The organism is Paenibacillus caseinilyticus (assembly GCF_027533645.1).
Lineage (GTDB): Bacteria > Bacillota > Bacilli > Paenibacillales > NBRC-103111 > Paenibacillus_G > Paenibacillus_G caseinilyticus.
Genome location: NZ_JAQAGY010000010.1, coordinates 182,098 through 200,657 on the forward strand (window position 1 = coordinate 182,098; position 18,560 = coordinate 200,657).

The following is an 18,560-nucleotide window of genomic DNA, read 5'->3' on the forward strand; positions in this document are numbered from 1 at the left end:
ACCTTCCGCACCTCACGGAGAGTGGTTTTTTGCTTTGCTGCGAGATGGCGGGGCGCAAGAGCGAAGGTGCCACGGCCGGGGAGGTCCACCCAGCAGCGGTATGCGCCTTGCCAAGCGCGGGGTTCCGCTACGAATGGGCCTGCCCGCGGGCGCGGCTGCGCTGAACATAGGCCAGCCGGGAGAACAAGCCCGCAGCGCCGAAGGCCAGGCCGGTGATGAGGCCGATCCAATAGCCGAAAGCGCCGAGCGAGGTATGGGCCAGCCAGTAGCCGACAGGCAGCCCGATCACCCAATAGGAGACGAGCGCGACGACCAGCGTGATGTTCACATCCTTGTATCCGCGCAGGGCGCCCTGGATCGGGGCGGCGAGGGCGTCGGACAACTGGAAGAAGAGCGCATAGAGCAGGAAGTGCTCGACGAGTGCCAGGACATCCGGCTCCGCCGAATAGATGCCGGCGATGCCGCCGCGGAACACGTAGAGTACTACGGCGCAGACGACCGACATACCGAGTGCGGACCCGATGCCGAGATAGCTGTACTGCCGCGCATGGGCTTCCCTGCGGGCTCCAGCTTCGAAGCCGACGAGAATGGTCAGCGCCATCGAGATGCTGAGCGGAATCATGTACAGGAACGAAGCGAAGTTCAAGGCCGCTTGGTGCGCTGCGATCGTCACGGTGTCGAACTCGCTCATGAGCAGCGTGACGGCTGCGAAGATGCTCGTCTCGAAGAAGATCGCGAAGCCGATCGGCACGCCGATGCGCAGCAGTTCGCCGCAGGCGGAGAGCGACAACCCGTACAGTCTGCCGAAGACGCGGTATTCGGCGAACGGCCGGTATTTCGCGACGACAGCCAGGGCTACGAGACAGATCAACCAGTAGGTGATGGCCGAAGCGACCCCTGCTCCGACGCCGCCCATACGGGGGAATCCCAGCTTACCGAAGATAAGCAGGTAGTTCAGCCCCGCATTCACGGGCAGGAAGATCAGGGTAATCATCATCGAAATCCGCGTCTGGCCGAGACCGTCCATGAAGCAGCGGAGCACGGTGTACACGAACAGCGGCAGAATCCCGGCCGATATCGCGGTGAGGAACCCGCGGGCGGTGTGCCGTACGGACGTCTCCAGGCTCATCCGGTCCAGGATGGGATCGAGGGCGAGGAAGCCGGCGGCCGCTACGGCCGCTGCGACAATAATGGAAACATAGACGCCCTGGATGACGGTGTAGGGAACCCGGTCCTTGCGGTTCTCGCCGGCGAGCTGGGCGACAAGCGGCGTGACGGCGAATAGAATCCCGGTTAGGCCGGTCTGCACCGGCACCCAGATCGATGCCCCGATCGCCACGCCGGCCAGATCCGTCGATCCGGCGTGGCCGGACATGAACGTATCGAAGAAGGACATGGCGAACATGGTGACCTGCGTGACCAGGATAGGCAGCAGAATGACGAGCAGCTGCCGCATTTTTTGAGAGAGTGTATTTGTGGGCTTCATAAGCGGATATATTCCTTTGCATGTAAGATGTTATGGGAAAAAGGCATAAACACTATCATAGCAGAAGCAGGCGCGTCAAACAACATCAATGGGAGGGAAAGCGCTTTATGCATTCTTCTCCAATCTATTCTATAATAGAGAAAACAGCTAGATTCGGCAACAGGGCTGCAGACTATGGGCTTCATGACGAGAGCCCGAAATATTCACGAGAGGGGACCCATCCCATGCCCAAAGTGGTCGTAACCTTCCCGCAGGGAAAACACAAAGTGCTCACGCTGAGCTATGATGACGGCCGTACGGCCGACCGGCGGCTCGTTGAACTGCTGAACCGCAGCGGAATCAAAGGAACCTTCCACCTGAACTCGGGCCTGCTCGGTACCGGCGACCGGCTGGCTGCTGAAGAGATCGCGGAGCAGTACCGGGGCCACGAGGTGTCGGCCCATACGGTGACGCATCCGACTATTGCCCGCAGTCCTAAGGAACAGCTTGTCGAAGAGCTGTCCCAAGACCGGCGGGGACTGGAAGCGCTGGTACGCTATCCTGTGCGGGGGCTGTCGTATCCGAACGGCTCCTACAGCCGGCAGATCAAGGAGCTGCTGCCTTATCTCGGGATCGAATATGCCCGGACCGTTGAGAGCACAGGCGGCTTCGGCATGCCGGACGACTGGTACGAATGGAAGCCGACCTGCCACCACAACGGGGCGCTCCGGAGTCTTGCGGAGCAGTTCGCCGGGCTGCACAAGCAGCAGTATCTCTACATGATGTATGTCTGGGGCCACAGCTACGAGTTCGATAGCGACAACAACTGGGACATGTTCGCGGACTTCTGCGAGTTCATCGGCGGCCGGGACGACATGTGGTACGCGACGAATATCGAGATTGTGGATTATATGAAGAGCTTCCGGAGCCTGCGCTTCTCCGCCGATGCTTCCTTCGTACAGAATCCTTCGGCTGCGGCTGTGTGGCTGCAGGTCGACGGCGAGGTGGTGGAAGTGCCGGGCGGCGCGCAGGTGAACCTGGTATAACCCGGCAGGATCCGTCCGCGGGGGGAACGATGAATCTTATGTATAGGAGGCACTAGGAGAGATGAACGAACACACGATACGCCACAGCGTTATTTTTTGTCTGAAGCATGCAGCGGGTTCGCCGGAGGCACAGCGCTTTTTGGAAGACGGGAGAGCGGCGCTGACTTCGATTCCCGGCGTCGAACGCTTTGAAGTGTTCCGTCAGGTGAGCCCCAAAAACGAGTACGAGTATGGGTTCTCGATGGATTTCTCGGACGCTGCCGCCTATGAAGCCTACAACCTCCATCCCGTTCATACCGCCTTCGTGTCCGAGCGATGGGAGAAGGAAGTCACCCGCTTCCTCGAGATCGACTATAAGACGGCAACCGCGGGCGTGTAATGGGGGCGCGCGGAATGGCCGGTCTGTCGGAGCGGTTCGTGGAGACGAACGGCGTCCGGCTGCATGTGGTGACCTGCGGGCCGCAGGACGGGCCCTTGGTCGTGCTGCTGCACGGGTTCCCGGAGTTCTGGTACGGCTGGAAGGACCAGATTCCATTCTTGGCGGCGGAGGGGTACCGGGTATGGGTGCCCGACCAGCGGGGATATAACCTGAGCGACAAGCCGGAAGGCGTCCCGGCTTATGCGATGAACGAGCTGGCGGCCGATGTGGCCGGATTGATCGACGCCGCAGGCGGAGGGCCGGCTTATCTGGTCGGCCATGACTTCGGGGCCATGGTCGCCTGGTATGCATCGGCACTGTACCCGGAGAAGGTCCGCAGCGCGGTAATGATCAACGTGCCGCACCCCGAGGTGATGTTCCGCAAGGTGCGGAGCTCGCTCCGCCAGATGGTGCGCAGCTCCTATGCGATGTTCTTCCAGCTCCCGTGGCTTCCCGAGACGGCTGCGAAGTGGGGGAGATGGAAGACGCTGGTGGAAGTTCTGGAGCGAAGCTCACGGGCAGGCACCTTCTCGGAGGCGGACATGGAGCATTACCGGAGGGCCTGGGACCAGCCGCGGGCGTATACCAGCATGCTGAATTGGTACCGGTGCTTCTGGCGGAAGAAGGGCCGGGCGCCGATCCGTGAGATCCGGATCCCGGTCCTTATCATCTGGGGGGAGCAGGATCTGTTCCTGCTGCCGGAGATGGCCGGCGAGAGCATGGCCTGGTGTGCCGGGGGCGCGAGGCTGGAGAAGCTGCCCGAGGCGACGCATTGGGTACAGCATGAAGAAGCCGCACACGTGAATAAGCTGCTTCGCGAGTGGTTTCGGACCTATTCGAAGAGCGATGGGGGAGCCGTAACGTGATCCGTGTACAGTCAGAAGAAGGGGCAGTAGAGCAGGAACTGCGCAATGTCGGCATCTTCGCGCATGTCGACGCGGGCAAGACGACCACGACTGAACAAATGCTGTTCCGCAGCGGACGCATCCGGACGCTCGGCAGCGTGGACGCCGGCACGGCCCAGACGGATTCGATGGAGGTGGAGCGGGAGCGGGGCATCTCGGTGCGGTCGGCGGTCACCCGCTACGCTTGGCAGGGCGTGGCGGTCAATCTGGTCGATACGCCGGGCCACGTCGACTTCCTCTCGGAGGTCGAACGGTCCCTGCGCGTAATGGACGGGGCCATTCTCGTGGTCTCGGCGGTGGAGGGCGTGCAGGCGCAGACCGAGGTGATCTGGCAGGCGCTCCGCGAGCTGCGGATTCCGACGCTGCTCTATATCAACAAGCTGGACCGGACGGGAGCCGATCCGCTCGGGACGCTCGCGGGGATCAAGCTGACCTTGTCGCCGGATGCCGTTCCCGTGCAGGCACCGCTGGGAGTGGAGGACGGCTTCAGCGGGGTCCTGGATCTGCTCGGCCTCTCCGGTGAGGAATGCGCCGGGGACCGAGGGCCGGGTGTCCTGCCTTACGCGGACCTGCTGGCCGAAGCGGCTGCCGACCGCGACGCTGGGCTGATGCTCTCTTATATGGAGCACGGCGGGCTTCTCCCGGCCGATATGCTTCCCGTCATCGCTGCGTCGTCCCGGCAGGGCGGCTGCTTTCCCGTCCTCTTCGGCGCATCGAGCCGGGGCATCGGCATCGCGGAGCTGCTCGGTGCGGTGAATGCGCTGCTGCCGCCCCCCTCGTCCTCTGCCGGGGAGGACGTGTCGGGCGTCGTGTTCAAGCTCGATAAGGACCCGGCTATGGGACGTATCGCTTATGTGAGGCTGTATGGCGGCGTCCTGCGCAACAGGGACACGGTCAGCAACCATACCCAGGGGCTGCAGGAGAAAGTCACCCAGATCCGCCGGATCGAAGGCTCGAAGACGGAGGACACGGGCATGCTGGGGGCCGGAGACATGGCGGCGGTCTACGGGCTCAGCCGGGCCCGGATCGGGGACATCCTCGGTTGTCCCGCCGGTGTGCCCGGCGAGCGGCCGCTCGCCGTTCCGCTGCTGACCGTGCAGGCCTACTGGGCCAGCGATGCGGCGTATCCGGCCGTAGTAGCCGCCTTCCAGGAGCTGGCAGACGAGGATCCGCTGCTCGACCTCCAGTGGATGCAGGAGGACCGGGAGCTGCATCTGAAGGTGATGGGGCCCATCCAGATGGAGGTGCTCCAGCACATCCTGCTGAGCCGGTTCGGACAGCGGGTCACCTTCGGCGCACCGTCCGTCATCTACAAGGAAACGCCGGCGTCCTCCGGCGAAGGGTTCGTCGCCTATACGATGCCGAAGCCCTGCTGGGCGGTGCTCCGCTTCCGGATCGAGCCGGGCGAGCGGGGCAGCGGTCTGCAGTATGCGTCGCTCGCCCGTGAGGAGAGGCTGCTCGAGAGCTACCAGAACGAGGTCGCCCGCCGGGTGCCGGAGGCGCTCCGCCAGGGGCTGCATGGCTGGGAAGTTACGGATCTGAAAGTAACGCTGCTCGAAGGAGAGCACCATGTGTGGCATACGCATCCGCTCGACTTTGTCGTGGCGACGCCGATGGGCATTATGGATGGGCTGGCGAGAACCGGCACGAGGCTGCTCGAGCCGCTGCTGCGCTTCCGTCTGTCGGCTCCCGAAGAGGCCGCCGGCCGGCTGCTGCACGAGCTGGCGGAGATGCGGGCCTCCTTCGAGACGGCCGCCGGGCCTGGGGGACGGATGGAGATGGAGGGGCTGCTGCCGGTCGCCTCCTCGCTGGACTTCCCGTCGCGTCTCGGTTCGTTGACGAAGGGACGGGGGGTACTGTCGACGGCGTTCGCCGGCTATCAGGAGGCCCCGGCGGGTACGTCGGCAGTACGGCCGAGACGCGGCGTGAACCCGCTCGACCAGGCCAAATATATCCTTGCGGTGCGCAGTGCGCTGTCTGGGTAAGAGGAGTGTAGCGTGCGGGTGAAACTGCGCTCCTGCCGCTATGAAGGGAAGAAGCGATCCGGCCTGCGTGCCGTCCGGAGCTGGAGAGGGAGACTCCCGCCCAGCCCTTGCCCGGACCGCTCAGGAGCACGGGCTGGGCGAGTTTTCCCGGAAGGAGAGCCCGGCCATCTCCCGGGTCTAAACCCGGGAAGCTCTGTCCATACTGGTAGGGACAGAGAATACGTAGGAGGATCGGCGAATGCTTCCTGTACATTGGCGGCTCGCGGAATTATGGACGCTCCAGCAATCCAGGGAACTGACGGAAGAGGAGCAGTCCGAAGTGTCCGCCTGTCTGCAATATAATGCGATCTACGCCAGAAAGCTGGCGGGCTTATACAATTTGTCGCTGGCCGCTTCGATGACGCAGGATACGGAGTGGCAGCATGAGATCTGCGCAAGAATCGAGAAGCTGGAGGATCAAGGCAACCTGGGAGGGAAGAAGCCCAGCTTTTGAATGTTGAATCCTATCGGCAAGACAAGGCCGTCCGGGCATCCGCCCGGGCGGTTTTGTCTATATATAAGAATGTATATCTCGCCAGGGCTCGATCCTGTCATCTTATATATCTAATAAAGGCGCATCGTCCTGAGAGGGCGGGAAGCCGTTTAACTTGTGCCTGGGCGTAGCCGTCTGCCATGGCCTCATGCCGATGATGAGCCAGGGACCTGCCCCAAGACGGAAGTCGATAACGTCCCGTTATGCTTCTTCACACTCCGTTATTTCCGTAGGCCCCCTAATCCGGTACCTTAGTCCACACTGTTTGGTTAAGGATTGTCCCATTCGGTTGCTGCATTGGTGCGGGCGTCCCGATTATTTTTGGGTGGAGGAGCAGGGTTTGGGCCGGCGGGCGTGGAATCCTACAGAGGTCAGAACAGCCGCACTCCTATGAGGTGCAGACAGAGGAGCGTTACCCTGTTGAAACGTGTATTGGTTACCGGATACAAAGCGTCGGAGCTCGGCATCTTCTCGCTGAAGCATCCCGGCATCCCCATCATCAAGAAGGCGATCCGCAAACAGCTGCTGTCGCTGCTGGACGATGGCCTCGAATGGGTGATTGTCAGCGGCCAGTGGGGCGTGGAGTTCTGGGCGGCAGAAACGGCGCTCGAATTGAAGGGGGAGGGCTGGGCGCTGCAGCTGGCCGTCATCACGCCCTTCCTGGAACCGGAAGAAAACTGGAGCGAAGACAAGCAGAACAGTTACCGCAGTGTGACCGGCCGGGCCGATTATGTGAACAGCGTCACGAAGACCAAATATGACGGCCCCTGGCAGTTCAAGGAGAAGGACCGGTTCCTGCTGCGCAATACCGACGGGCTGCTGCTCGTCTATGATGAAGAGCAGGAAGGCTCGCCAAGGTTCATCCGGGAGATGGCGCTGAAGCATGCGGAGCGGGTGCCGGGGTATCGTATCGTTACGGTGAATGCGCTGGACCTGCAGAGCATAGCCGAAGAGGAGCAGCTGCGGTACGACGGCTAGGACCGCTCGCATTCCTGCTGTTACCAAGCCCGAGCTGGTCAAACAATGGCAGTACGGCAGCGACCTGTTTACCGGGAATCCCTTTAGGTTCTCCCTTTAGTTTTCCACATGGAATGGGGGAGGCGGGTCGATTGAGGAACAACTCGAGCCCGCACGCTTTCTGCTTTCCGAACAAGTGCTCTGCACCGCCGCGTTCCTTCTCCAAGAGCCGTGCGCAGCAGGGCTGCACAAAAAAGAAAAGGTCACACCCCTGTCCGGTACCGGACAGGGGTGTGACCTTTTTGGTGCAAATACTAGAAAATATCTCGCCAGAGCTCGATCGAAGTCTTCTTGTATTTCTTATAAACGGGCATGGTCCTTTAAGGGCGACGCCGTATGCCCTCTATAGGACGCCTGCCGGCTGCCAGCTTACTTCGGGCCGGTCCGTACGATATTCACCTGCTGGGGCTCCGACTTGTTGCCGGCCCGGTCTACCGCATATACGGTAATGACATTACGGCCCGGCTTCAAGTCTACAGGCTGGGAGCGGAAGGCCCGTTCGCCGCTCAGGGGAGCCTCTGCGCCGTTCACCTTCACCGTGCCCGCTTCGCTGAGCGATCCCGACAGGGAGAGGGAGCTGCTGCTTGTCTGGTAGTGGCTGCCGGTCTTCCGGCCCGGCTCATCCACATGCAGCTCCGGACGGATGCCGTCTTCGATCCGTCTCAGATCGTCTGCGGCAAGCAGGGCACCGGAGGCGGATGCAGAGGCGCTGCCGACGATCTTGACATAGACGCGGCCTTCGTAATAGCCCGTGCTCTTGACGGTGGCGAGCAGCTTCTGCGCCCAGGAGCCGGCCCAGCGGTAGCCGTTGCGCCGCTCGGCCTCGATCTCGAGGATGTTGTGCTTGATGATCCCGTCGCGTCCCGAGAAGATGGGGAGGTTCGTGGCGACATCATAGAACCGGTACCAGGTGTCGGCAGCGGGATCGGGCACGAAGTACACGTTGTTCGGATCGGCGGATACGTATTTGATGCCGCTTAGCTTGCTCTCCTCGAAGTAGGCGAGCGCGCTCTCGGCCGCCTTCTTCACCTGCGGCGTCTGCTCCGGCAGCGCCATCAAATATTTGATAATATCGATGGACTCCGAACCGGAGATCGAAGGGTGCTCGTAAGCCCTGGCGCCGCGGGGCTCGTAGGTGAGCGGATCATGCTGCGCGCACCAGGCGGTGAGCTTGCCGTTCACTAAGATCTGCGACTTCAGAATATAATCCAGGCCGCGGTCGAGGCTCGCCTGCAGCTTCGATTTGCTTTCCGCAGGGAGCAGACCGGAGTTGAACGGATATTGGGACTCCTTGGCCATCCGCAGCACGTTCATGACCCGCATCATCGCATTGTCGTTATAGGTGACATAATCGGAATAATTGCCCCGCGCCGGGTAGACCTGCGCCCATCCGCCGCTGGCATACTGTAGCTTCTCCAGGAACTCGAAGCCCCGGAGCACCGCGCTCCGGTACCGTTCATCGCCGGTTTCCTTATACATGATCGACAAGAACAGGATTTCGTTCGTCGTCGCATTATTGTCGATCGTTCCGAGCTCGGTGCCGTCCGGAGCCAGCCAGTCGGATTTGGCTTCCTTCCCGTCCCAGGCGCGCTTGTACTTGTCGCCCATCTTGTACCAGCCGCCGTGGGGCATCTGCCAGCCCAGCAGGTTATCCGCCTGCCGGATGTCCGCCTCCCGGTCTCCCGTATAGTAAGCGGCGTTCAGGAAGGGGACGCTCTTCGGGTTCTCGGCCGGCGTCCGCGTGAAGGTGGCATCGGGGTTCAGCGCCTGCTCCGTCTCGAACGTGAGGACCGTACGTCCCTCCCGGTCCGTGGTCATCACGGTTTTTTTGACGGCGTAGGGGCTCGAAAGCTGTGGATTCAGGCTGTACCAGTCCCCGAGCGCCGGCTGAATTTCAAAGTCCGAGGGCTGCAGCGAGGCCAGCCGGCCGCTTAAGGTCACGCGGATCTTCGTCGGCGAGACCGCCTTCGCGTCGACAATCCGGATCGGTGCGGAGGAAGTGGATTCGGCCGCCTGCAGAGCGTGGGGGGCGGCGGGCAGGAGCAGGCTTGCGGCACAGACGGCGGACAACAGCCGCCGAGTATTCCAAGGTTGGATGGTCATGATAGTTGGAACCTCCTGGCTTCATAGGGAATGGGAATACGCCCGGACATGCAGTAGGGTGAACGGGATGCGGGCGGGATGGTCACAACGGACCGCTCCTTCTTGTTAACGTTTTCATTTTAGCCCAGGGTTCCCTTCCATTTCTGTATGCTGCTATGTCCTGTTGGCCGGAAAATTGTCTGCGCTTGTCCATATGAGCCGGCAGATCAGCCCGGAGGCAGAAGATGTTGTGGAAAAAGGTTGACATTAAATCAAACAAAATTATAAAATGTCTATATATAATTAAACAAACACAGTCAAAAAGATTGTGTTGCCTATCGAGGAGTGAACAGGATGAAACCATCGGAACGCAGAAGCGAACTGATTCAACAGTACAAAGAGACGAAAACCGAAGGCGGGGTATATCAAATCATCCATACCAATACCGGAAAACGGTGGGTGGCCAGTACGCCGAATTTCCGCACGATGAACGGCAAGAGGCTTGAGCTATCCATGGGCGTGCACAAGAACAAAGCGCTGCAGGCCGATTGGACGAAGTACGGGGACGCGGCCTTTCAGATGGAGGTGCTTGAAGTGCTGCAGCGCAAGGAGACGGGATATTTTGACGCCAAGGATGCCTTGAAGAAGCTGGAGGCCAAGTGGCTGCAGAAGCTTCAGCCTTACGGGGAACAGGGGTATAACAAACGGAAGGAGGGAGAGGCGGATGAGGAAGCGGCTGACTAAAACCGCGCTGCTTGTCGTCGATGTACAGGTGGCTCCGTTCCTATGGAAGGATTATGGAGGGCCGGCGTTATACCGCGGCGCGGAGCTGCTCGAAGTGCTGGGGCCGCTGATCGGGAGAGCCCGCGGGGCCGGCGTTCCGGTCGTTTATCTGCAGTATACCGAAGGGGAGGGGACCCCGAGGGGGGAGGGTCAGCCGCTGTGGCATATCCATCCGGATATTGGACCGCAGGATGGGGATTGGGTGCTGATGAAGACCCATGCGGACCCGTTCCTGAACACGAATCTGCATGAGAGGCTCCAAGCGGAAGGGATCGGGAGGCTCGTCATCACCGGGATTCAGACGGAATACTGCGTAGATACGGCGTGCCGTTCCGCGTACGGGCTAGGCTACAGCGTAGTGCTCGTGCGTGACGGCCACACGACCTTCGACAACGGGACGCTGACGGCCCAGCAGATTATCGGGCATCACCATATGGTGCTGGGCGGGTTGTTCGCGGAGCTGGAGCTGGCGGGCGATGTCGTGCTTGGCTAGATCCTTAGCTTCCGGGGTTGGACGGAGAGTCTGCTGAACATACTGGAGAGAGCGGGGAAGAGTCCTAATCTATAGGATCCTCACCAGTTTCTTCGATATCCTCATGAACTGGCCCCAAGTCCTATGCCTGGAAGGCTTCCTGGTGTAAGATGGCAGTAATTCGAAAGGGAGCGTGAACCATGATGGAGACCCAGTATGAAATCTTTGACGATCCGTTCAAAATGCTGATTCTGCTGGCTACCTTGGTAGCCGAACAGAGAGGCGGGAAGCTGGATTACAACAACGTCCCGGAATTCGAGAACGAGACGTTCCAGCTCCAGCCCGATCTTTTTGTGTATAAGAAAGACGGCATTCGAATCACCTGGCATGCGTTTCTCGGCAGGGATATTGCGTGCAGCCGGGATTTGTCCCGCCAGGATTATAACAAAATGTTCGTAGACTGTATGGCATCCTTATACGGCATCGGATAGGTTGGGTTGGTGTAATTGGAATGAAGGCTGCCGAAAGACGCCGCTCCCTGAGGAAGGGGAGGGCGTTTCTTTTGTATATCTAAGAATGTATATCCCGCCAGGGCTCGATCCTGTCATCTTTCTAATAAACGCGCATCGTCCTTTAAGGACAATGCGCGTTTGTCTTGCATCCCTTGGCGTATAGATAAGTTAACCTAACATGTTCATAAAATGAACATGTAAAATTTATCTTTCTTTAAGGTTAGCTTAATGTTACTTATATATCATAATAAATGGAAAATAATCTATAAAAAGTAATATTATTAAATTATTTTCTACTAAAATATTGAATGGAGGGTAAATTAGATGTCAACTATTCGCACAATGCTGGAGCATAATCGGGTGTTCGTCGAGGAAAAGAGGTATACGCCGTATCAGACCACCAAGTTTCCGGACAAAAAGCTCGTAATCCTCACCTGCATGGACACGCGTCTGCTCGAACTGCTGCCACAGGCGCTCGGGCTGCGCAACGGAGACGCCAAAATCATCAAGAATGCCGGGGCGGTCGTCTCGCACCCGTTCGGCAGCATTATGCGGAGCATTCTGCTCGCCATCTATGAATTGAAAGCGGAGGAAGTGTGCGTCATCGGTCATCATGAATGCGGGATGGCGAATCTGGAGAGCGCCAATGTGCTTGAGAGCGCGAAGCGGTACGGCATTCCGGAGGAGCATATCAACACGCTGACCCAGGCGGGGATCGATCTGAAGGGCTGGCTGACCGGGTTCCGGCATATCGAGGAGAGCGTGGCGAACAGCGTCAGCATGATCCGCTCTCATCCCCTATTCCCGGATTCCGTTCCGGTCCACGGGCTGGTCATCCATCCTTCGACCGGCCGGCTCGATGTGGTGGTGGAAGGCGGCGCCGTCCAGCCGCGGGCAGGTGCCGCAGGCTCCTGAACGGGGACATCCGCCGGTTAGTCAAGTGAAAGGGGACTGAACTAATGTTAGGAGACAGCCGATTCGCCGGGTATACGGCGGGTCATCTCAAGAAAGATCTGGCGGCGGGGCTCATCGTCGGAATCGTGGCGATCCCGCTCGGGATGGCCTTTGCCATCGCCTCTGGCGTGCGTCCTGAGTACGGCATCTATACGGTCATTCTGGCCGGATTTCTCGTGTCGCTGCTCGGCGGCTCCAAGTTCCAGATTGCCGGCCCTACGGGAGCTTTTGTGCCGATTCTGTTCGCCATTGTCATGGAGCATGGGTACGAGAACCTGCTCATTGCCGGCCTGATGTCCGGCGTCCTGCTCGTCCTGCTCGGGCTGCTGCGGCTCGGGTCGATCATCCGGTATATTCCCCGGCCGGTCACGATCGGGTTCACGGCAGGGATTGCCGTTATTATTTTCAGCGGGCAGATCGCCCACTTCCTGGGTCTGCGCAACATCAAGAAGAAAGAAAGCTTCCATGAGAATATGCGGGAGATCGCCGTCCATCTGGAGACCGTGAACTGGTACAGTGTAGGTACGGCACTGGTGTGCCTGTCCGTCCTGCTGCTGACCACGCGCATCACAACCAAAATCCCGGGGGCGCTCGCGGGGCTGATCGCGGCGACGCTCGTAGCCGTAGTGTTCTTCAGCGGCAAGATCGATACGATCGGCTCGACCTACGGGGAGATTCCGAGCGGGCTGCCGAGCTTCCAGTTCCCTGCTCTGAGCTGGGATCTCATGGTGAGCCTCCTGCCGGCCGCCCTCGTCATTACGATGCTTGGGGGCATCGAGTCCCTCTTGTCGGCGATGGTGGCCGACCGGTTGGGCGGAGACAAGCATAACAGCAACAAGGAGCTGATCGGCCAGGGGATCGCGAATATTGTGACCCCGCTCTTCGGGGGCATCCCGGCCACCGGCGCCATCGCCCGCACGGCGACGAATATCAAGAACGGGGCGGCCTCGCCCGTATCCGGCATGGTCCACGCTCTCGTCGTGCTGATGGTGCTCCTGGTATTCGCCCCCTATGCCTCCCATATTCCGCTGGCCGCCATGGCCCCCGTGCTCATGTTCGTCGCCTGGAATATGAGCGAGCGCCGCGAATTCCTGCATGTGCTGAAGACGCGCACGGGCGATTCGGTCGTACTCGTCGTGACCTTCCTGCTCACCGTGTTCGCCGATCTGACGACGGCCGTCGGTGCGGGGCTCGTCCTGGCGGCGGTGCTCTTCATCAAGCGGATGAGCGGCACGCTGCACGTCGAAGGCGCGCTGCCGGATCCGCAGGACAAATTCGTGAAGCCCCACGGGGGCGGTAAAGAGCGGGCCTGCCCGCAGATCGGGATCTTCACGATGGAAGGTCCGCTGTTCTTCGGCACCTCGCCGGCTTTCCTCGACAGCATCAAGGAGACGCTGGCTTCGGGCGGGCCGCAGCCAATTCTGCTGCTGCGCATGGGCCGGGTCTCCGATATGGATACGACCGGGGAAGCGGCTCTGGCTGATATTGCGGATGAAGTGAAGGCCCGCGGAGGCACGCTGCTGCTCACCGGGATCACACCGGTCGTCCGCCATGTGCTGGATTCGAGCGGGCTGAGTGCCCGCATCGGCGAAGAGCGGCTGTTCCGCCGGACAGGCGAAGCGATCGCTTATGCGCTGACGAAGGTCAGTCCGTCCCGGTGCTCGGGCTGCCGGCAGTTCACCTTCGACGAATGCGCCGAACTGTCGAGGCCTGCCCCGGCCCCCTTACGCAAGGATCGGACTGCCGCAAGTTTGGCGAGAGGGTAGGGAAGCAGGATCCTAAGACGCAAAAGAGCCGCCCGGTTACCGCCGGACGGCTCTTTTGCGTCTTAGGAACGGCAGCGGCTCACCAAGCTGCACAGGGGAACGGTGCCTCCTGCGGTAGAGGCATGCTGCGCCGGCCCGGGAAGAGGCGGTAATCCAGCCCGATCTTCTTTGCAGCGGCTGCCCTCCGGCGGAACCGTGGGCGTCCCTCCAAGGCCGGCGCCCTACCGCTGCACCGCCCGCATCCGCAGGCCGCCCCGGATCCGCAGGGACACGAGCGGTTCCGGTACGGCGGGCGATAGGTCCAGCGGCTCAAAGCGAAGGCGGGCGCACAGGTTCGAGAGGATGAGACCGGCCTCCATCATCGCAAAGTTCGAGCCGATGCACGCCCTGGAGCCTCCCCCGAACGGAAAGTAGGCGAAGCGGGGCCAAGCGGCCTCCCCGCCGTCGAAGCGTTCGGGACGGAACGCCAGCGGCTCCTCGAACACGTTTCCGTTGCGGTGAATGGCATACGGCGAGATCAGGAACGTGCTGCCGGCGGGGAACGAATCGCCGTGCATGGCGACCTCCTCCTGCGACTCCCGCAGGATCATCCAGGCTGGCGGATACAGCCGCAGCGCTTCCTGGATCACCTTCGGCACGTAATCGAGCTTGCGGTACGTCTCGAAAGCGGTCGCCTGCATGCCGGCCAGCGCATCCAGCTCGCCGTACAGCCTGGAGGCGGCAGCGGGTTCGCGGCCCAGGCTGTAGAACACCCAGGTGAGCAGGTTCGCGGTGGTTTCGTGGCCGGCGAGCAGCATCGTCATCATCTGGTCCCGGATTTCTTCGCGGGAGAGCTGTACCCCCTGCTCATCCTTCGTATCCAGCAGCAGGCCGAGCAGCGTGAGCCGGTAGCGCTCCGGATCCCGGGCTGCCGCATCCATGACCTCATAGACCATGCTCTCCAGGGTGCGGATCGCTCTGCGGTGCACCCGGTTGCCCGGGGTCGGATAGGAGAGGGGGAGCAGCAGCGGCGAGAACAGCGTCTTCGCGGTTCGCTCGATCGTATCATTGACGGCCGAGGCCAGCTCCGCTTTGAACTCGTCCACCTCCGCGCCGAACATCGTCTTCGCGATGATCGTCAGCGTCAGCTGCATGAGCTCGTCATGCAGGGATACGATGTCCCCGGGGTTCAGCCGGTCCGCCGCCGCGCGGGTAAGATCCCGGACGGTCTCGGCGTATGCCTGGATCCGTTCTTTGTAGAAGGCGGGCTGCATGTATCTTCGCTGCGCACCGTGCGCTTCCCCTTCGGTCGTCAGCAGGCCGTCGCCGATCGTCCGGCGCAGCACGTCCGACGAGCGCCCCTTGCGGAAGGACGCATCCTGCGTTACGAGAATGCTCTGGATGAACCTTGGCGAGTTGACGATGAAGGTAGGCCTGGTGCGGCTGGTGCGCAGGGAGACCAGCTCGCCTTCGTGCAGCTGGCCTATCATGAATCCCAGCGGATCGCCCTGAAAAGCAAAAAAATTGCGCAGGCGTGACGTGCGGATTCCTTGGATGGAACTCATGAGGCACCTCCTTCATGCGTAGGACGCGTTCTAGGGGCGTCTTTTCTTCTTCAGGCGGTCGGCTTCCTCGGTGACCACGAAGCCCAGTTCGTCGTTGCCGAACAGCGAGAGGACTCCGAGCACCGTTTCGGCTTCGATCTCGCCGGCTTCCTCCTTCGGCACTGTGAGCTCGATGGCCTGGGCCAGCGCCGGATTCTCGGCTTGGTCCGGATAAGCGCGCAGATACATTTCGTGCGGGTCGAGCCCCTGGTTCACGCACCACTGGGCGAACACCAGGATCATCATTTGTTCGTCCCGCTGGTATCCGCGGATGATTTCTTCTTCGGCTTCTTTACGGTTACGGTACATAACGGACTGTCGGCTCCTTCGGACCGCCGGATCGTCCCCTGGAGAACTCCGGCGGGTATCGGTATTCGGGTGGGGCGCGGCTTGTGCAGGAGGGCCGCACCCGGGTACAATAGGTATCATTGGTGCCCCAAGGCTCTTGGAGCGCAGCACACTCTGGAATCATATACGAAGGGAGCGGATGCAATCCATGGGTTCCATACCGAAGATGCTCATCGCAGCCGGCATTGTCCTGATTCTGGCGGGCTTGCTGTGGTCCCTCGCCGGCCGGTTCCTGCCCTTAGGCAAGCTTCCCGGCGATATCGCGGTCGAGAAGGAACATGTCAAATTCTACTTTCCTATCGTGACCTGCCTCGTGGTCAGCGTGCTGCTTTCGCTGGTGATGTACGTGATCCGGCTGTTTTTCAAATAAGCCGGCGCCTTCTCCCTGCCCCTGGCAGAGTGAGTCTCCCGAGCCTTGAGGACTGGGCGGGGCATGCTCTTAGTATAGTGGATTGGCACCGGCCGGGCAAAGCTTCCGAGAGCTCAGAATCGGTTACATCCGGCAGACCAGATCAAGAAAATAGCGTTGGAACCGTCCGCCGCCTGCGAATCGTTCTTTGGCGGTGAGGGCGGCTTTGCTGCGTGCCACGGCATACGCGGCTGAAGAGGAGGGCTGGCTGCCCCAATAGAGCATCTCAATGAACGGGTCGTGGGGCCGCAGGCGGTGAGCCTGCAGCAGCATCCGGCTCCCTATGGCGTGCCACTCCTCATAGTCTCCAAAGTGGTAGGGAAAAAGGGTGATGGCATATCCAAAGAACCACAAAAAGCCGGGGTCCCCGGCAAAGCAGCGCATCCCCTGCTTCGTCACCTCTTGGAGCGTGCTCTCGAAGGAGTCATAATCCTCCTCGGCAGCGTCCGCCGGTTTGCTGCAGCCCCACTCCACCAGGGCATACCAGCACAAAAAACCGAGTCTGACCGCCAGAGGCAGATTCGGGCCGCTTTCCGTCCAAGCCTTTTTTAATAAGAGGAAGGCCTGTTTATCTTGATTGGCTTCCTCCAGTATATTGATTTGATTCCAGTCTGTCATGGGAACGAGCTCCTTTGGGCCGGACGTCCCCCTGCTTCGGAGGCGCATTCCGGATAACTCCGACGGACGGATGACTTTTGGCGCCTCCCTCCACCGCCTCCCCTCGTGTCCGATTATTGGACTTGATTACTGAACTTGATTATTGAAGCTTGATGTGAAACAAATAGATCAGCGTGACGACAATGGGGACGGAGAGTGCGTAAGCCAGCAAGGGACGGTTATGGTGAAGTCGAATCATCGGGAACATCATGATATCGAACAAGACGGAATACGCCAGGTTCCAATCGTGCTGGTAAGAGATTCTGCCGAAGGCATGGAGCGCCCATTCCCCGGAGGCATAAATACCCACCCAGAGGGCGAGATGGAGAAGCTTCTTTCCGGGTGTCCTCGGATACAGGGATAGGAAGAGGAGAACGGAGAGCGGCATCGTCACAATGGCATACACTACTACCGTAACCGTTTGATTATATAAGAAGTCCGGATGGAATTTCCACATCGTCTGGTCTTTCGTAAGGTATTCGTAGAGGAACCCGCCGGCTGTGATGAACAGCATGGAGGAATGGTACTGTTTCCAGTTGCGCCAATCGGCCCACCGCCAAGCGGCAAGGATTATCATTACGGCAAACGCAAGGTGCATGCAGTCTCCTCCTTATCATGTATGATATATTTTCCAATACAGGACGGGTTCATGCAGCAGACGTGAGAGGAATCGGGAGAGACGCGGAGCTGCCGGGGAAGGAATCTTAGGACAGGCAGAGAGAACGGCAGCGGTGAAAAGAATATGCGGATCGGGGTGTCTGGATAGATGGAGACGGAAGTGTACGTATGGCGCCGCGGGGCTGCCGGGGAAGAGGGCAAGGAAGAATTGATAGGCACGTATCATTGGAAAGTGGGGGATGGCAGGCTTAAGGATTACGCAGGGGTTGTGTGCCAAGGCGTTCTGAAGTCCGTGGATGAGGAAATCAAACTGATCTACCGGGCGCCCCATGCCAGATTAGTGCGTTCGTTCTCTTCGCTCTACCTTCAAGCCACCCCTGAACATCTGGTGGAGCGCGAGATTCTGGGCCACATGAAGAAGCTTGCGGAGCATATCGATAAAGAGAGAGCTCCCGAGCAGACAGGGAACGCGCCGCTTCAAGCACAAACCTTATTGCAGACGGTCCGGAAGGCAAAGGAAATGACGCGGGCGCTTCAGGGAGAAGGAATGAAGGACGAGGAGGGCCTGGAGTCGGTGCATGCGGAGCTCAGCAGCGCAGAAGCCCGACTTGAGATCCTGATTCGGCGAATGACAGAAAGTGAATAGAAAGCGACCGCACCCGTAATCATATCTATCTTATATAAACGATAAACAGCTGGAACCCCGTGCCCATTCCCTCGCCGTGCACCAACGTAAGGACTGGCACGCAGAGATCTTACAGGACGCCGACGGGCGTTTTTCTTATGTTTAACGGAGGGGACCGCAGGAAGCGGTCTCGTATTTTTGTCGTTTTTACCCAGAATGAGCGGATTTTTGAACAAAGACTACGGATTTTTGCATGTCCAAAACGCACGAGGCAGAGTAAGATCATTGCAGAAGGCAGGACGGAAGGGGAGGATCGGGGCTTAGGCTGCATGGTCAGCAGACCCATAACGGGGCAGGCGCCCAAGGAATTCATGATGGTATCA

19 protein-coding genes are annotated in these 18,560 nt (G+C 60.0%); 13 read left to right on the forward strand and 6 right to left on the reverse strand.

The genetic code is table 11. The features are described 5' to 3' along the window. Nucleotides 1-127: 127 nt before the first annotated feature. A complete protein-coding gene (locus tag O9H32_RS17075; protein WP_269867327.1) occupies nucleotides 128-1,486 on the reverse strand; it encodes an MATE family efflux transporter in 1,359 nt (452 codons plus the stop codon). A gap of 224 nt (nucleotides 1,487-1,710) precedes the next feature. Here O9H32_RS17075 and O9H32_RS17080 point away from each other — a divergent pair, with 224 nt between their 5' ends. From O9H32_RS17080 to O9H32_RS17105, 6 genes are all read left to right on the forward strand, one after another. After that, nucleotides 1,711-2,511 carry a polysaccharide deacetylase family protein gene (locus tag O9H32_RS17080; protein WP_269867328.1) on the forward strand — a complete coding sequence of 267 codons (801 nt, stop codon included), beginning with the start codon at nucleotides 1,711-1,713 and terminating at the stop codon, nucleotides 2,509-2,511. A gap of 61 nt (nucleotides 2,512-2,572) precedes the next feature. Beyond that, nucleotides 2,573-2,890: a Dabb family protein gene (locus tag O9H32_RS17085; protein ID WP_269867329.1), complete on the forward strand. Its 318-nt coding sequence runs from the start codon at nucleotides 2,573-2,575 to the stop codon at nucleotides 2,888-2,890. 14 nt (nucleotides 2,891-2,904) lie between these two features. Further along, complete coding sequence (locus O9H32_RS17090; protein ID WP_269867330.1) at nucleotides 2,905-3,795, forward strand: alpha/beta fold hydrolase; 891 nt, start codon at nucleotides 2,905-2,907, stop codon at nucleotides 3,793-3,795. Continuing rightward, nucleotides 3,792-5,819 (forward strand): GTP-binding protein, encoded by a 2,028-nt coding sequence (locus tag O9H32_RS17095; RefSeq protein WP_406627334.1) that lies wholly within the window; start codon nucleotides 3,792-3,794, stop codon nucleotides 5,817-5,819. Before O9H32_RS17090 ends, O9H32_RS17095 begins: the two co-directional genes overlap by 4 nt. A gap of 238 nt (nucleotides 5,820-6,057) precedes the next feature. Further along, nucleotides 6,058-6,312: a DUF7667 family protein gene (locus tag O9H32_RS17100; protein WP_269867331.1), complete on the forward strand. Its 255-nt coding sequence runs from the start codon at nucleotides 6,058-6,060 to the stop codon at nucleotides 6,310-6,312. Between the two features lie 456 nt (nucleotides 6,313-6,768). Beyond that, nucleotides 6,769-7,329, forward strand: a complete 561-nt coding sequence (locus tag O9H32_RS17105) for a DUF1273 domain-containing protein (protein ID WP_269867415.1) — start codon at nucleotides 6,769-6,771, stop codon at nucleotides 7,327-7,329. A gap of 408 nt (nucleotides 7,330-7,737) precedes the next feature. Here the strand turns inward: O9H32_RS17105 and pelA are convergent, their stop codons facing one another. Then, on the reverse strand, nucleotides 7,738-9,471 hold the full coding sequence (gene pelA / locus O9H32_RS17110) for a pectate lyase (protein WP_269867332.1): 1,734 nt from the start codon (nucleotides 9,469-9,471) through the stop codon (nucleotides 7,738-7,740). Between the two features lie 333 nt (nucleotides 9,472-9,804). Here pelA and O9H32_RS17115 point away from each other — a divergent pair, with 333 nt between their 5' ends. The 5 genes from O9H32_RS17115 (at nucleotide 9,805) to O9H32_RS17135 (ending at nucleotide 13,937) form a co-directional block, all read left to right on the forward strand. Beyond that, nucleotides 9,805-10,194, forward strand: a complete 390-nt coding sequence (locus O9H32_RS17115; RefSeq protein ID WP_269867333.1) for a GIY-YIG nuclease family protein — start codon at nucleotides 9,805-9,807, stop codon at nucleotides 10,192-10,194. Then, entirely contained in the window at nucleotides 10,175-10,726 is a 552-nt protein-coding gene (locus O9H32_RS17120; RefSeq protein WP_269867334.1) for a cysteine hydrolase family protein, read from the forward strand. The genes O9H32_RS17115 and O9H32_RS17120 overlap by 20 nt, the downstream gene beginning before the upstream one ends. 179 nt (nucleotides 10,727-10,905) lie before the next feature. Next, the gene (locus O9H32_RS17125; RefSeq protein ID WP_269867335.1) at nucleotides 10,906-11,196 is read left to right on the forward strand and encodes a hypothetical protein; all 291 of its coding nucleotides are present in this window, start codon (nucleotides 10,906-10,908) and stop codon (nucleotides 11,194-11,196) included. A 345-nt stretch (nucleotides 11,197-11,541) separates the two neighbouring features. Beyond that, on the forward strand, nucleotides 11,542-12,132 hold the full coding sequence (locus O9H32_RS17130) for a beta-class carbonic anhydrase (RefSeq protein WP_269867336.1): 591 nt from the start codon (nucleotides 11,542-11,544) through the stop codon (nucleotides 12,130-12,132). Nucleotides 12,133-12,176: 44 nt separating this feature from the next. Beyond that, the gene (locus O9H32_RS17135) at nucleotides 12,177-13,937 is read left to right on the forward strand and encodes a SulP family inorganic anion transporter (RefSeq protein WP_269867337.1); all 1,761 of its coding nucleotides are present in this window, start codon (nucleotides 12,177-12,179) and stop codon (nucleotides 13,935-13,937) included. A gap of 221 nt (nucleotides 13,938-14,158) precedes the next feature. Here the strand turns inward: O9H32_RS17135 and O9H32_RS17140 are convergent, their stop codons facing one another. Together O9H32_RS17140 and O9H32_RS17145 are read right to left on the reverse strand one after the other, a co-directional pair. Next, a complete protein-coding gene (locus O9H32_RS17140) occupies nucleotides 14,159-15,481 on the reverse strand; it encodes a cytochrome P450 (RefSeq protein WP_269867338.1) in 1,323 nt (440 codons plus the stop codon). A gap of 30 nt (nucleotides 15,482-15,511) precedes the next feature. After that, the gene (locus O9H32_RS17145; protein ID WP_269867339.1) at nucleotides 15,512-15,829 is read right to left on the reverse strand and encodes a hypothetical protein; all 318 of its coding nucleotides are present in this window, start codon (nucleotides 15,827-15,829) and stop codon (nucleotides 15,512-15,514) included. Nucleotides 15,830-16,016: 187 nt separating this feature from the next. Here O9H32_RS17145 and O9H32_RS17150 point away from each other — a divergent pair, with 187 nt between their 5' ends. Continuing rightward, nucleotides 16,017-16,238: a DUF2905 domain-containing protein gene (locus O9H32_RS17150; RefSeq protein WP_269867340.1), complete on the forward strand. Its 222-nt coding sequence runs from the start codon at nucleotides 16,017-16,019 to the stop codon at nucleotides 16,236-16,238. 123 nt (nucleotides 16,239-16,361) lie between these two features. Here O9H32_RS17150 and O9H32_RS17155 read toward each other — a convergent pair whose 3' ends face one another. Both O9H32_RS17155 and O9H32_RS17160 read right to left on the reverse strand, forming a co-directional pair. Then, on the reverse strand, nucleotides 16,362-16,895 hold the full coding sequence (locus O9H32_RS17155; RefSeq protein ID WP_269867341.1) for a hypothetical protein: 534 nt from the start codon (nucleotides 16,893-16,895) through the stop codon (nucleotides 16,362-16,364). Nucleotides 16,896-17,034: 139 nt separating this feature from the next. Next, nucleotides 17,035-17,532, reverse strand: a complete 498-nt coding sequence (locus O9H32_RS17160) for a CBO0543 family protein (protein ID WP_269867342.1) — start codon at nucleotides 17,530-17,532, stop codon at nucleotides 17,035-17,037. 168 nt (nucleotides 17,533-17,700) lie between these two features. Between O9H32_RS17160 and O9H32_RS17165 the strand changes: the two genes are divergently transcribed. Continuing rightward, nucleotides 17,701-18,198 carry a hypothetical protein gene (locus O9H32_RS17165; RefSeq protein ID WP_269867343.1) on the forward strand — a complete coding sequence of 166 codons (498 nt, stop codon included), beginning with the start codon at nucleotides 17,701-17,703 and terminating at the stop codon, nucleotides 18,196-18,198. The last annotated feature ends 362 nt before the right edge of the window (nucleotides 18,199-18,560 follow it).